This is a genomic window from Streptomyces noursei (assembly GCF_001646665.1).
Taxonomy (GTDB): Bacteria; Actinomycetota; Actinomycetes; order Streptomycetales; family Streptomycetaceae; genus Streptomyces; species Streptomyces lavendulocolor.
The window spans coordinates 1-250 of record NZ_LWBU01000343.1; the positions used below are offsets into that span (position 1 = coordinate 1).

Genomic DNA, 250 nt, shown 5'->3' on the forward strand with positions numbered 1-250 from the left:
CCAGCACGTAGAGGGGCCGCCGCTCGCCGGGGCTCAGCCGGAGCACCCGGGCCCCCGCGTCGAGCACGTGCGGGCACACGCTGATCTCGCGGCCCTGTCCCAGCCACTGGTACCAGGACACGCCGACGCCCGCGAGGACGCCGACCCCCTCCCGGCCCAGGCCGGGCGTACGGCGCCGGGCTCCGCCGGGGAGACCCGCCTCGGCGGGGCTGACGCGGGCGCGGCGGCTCATCAGGAACGCGCGCAGCTC

At 79.2% G+C, this 250-nt stretch carries 1 protein-coding gene; it reads right to left on the reverse strand.

Going from position 1 to position 250, the window contains the following annotated elements; all coding sequences use genetic code 11:
• Positions 1-250, reverse strand: a 250-nt coding sequence (locus A4V12_RS23680; protein ID WP_159028924.1) for a helix-turn-helix domain-containing protein, incomplete at both ends; no start/stop codon positions are given.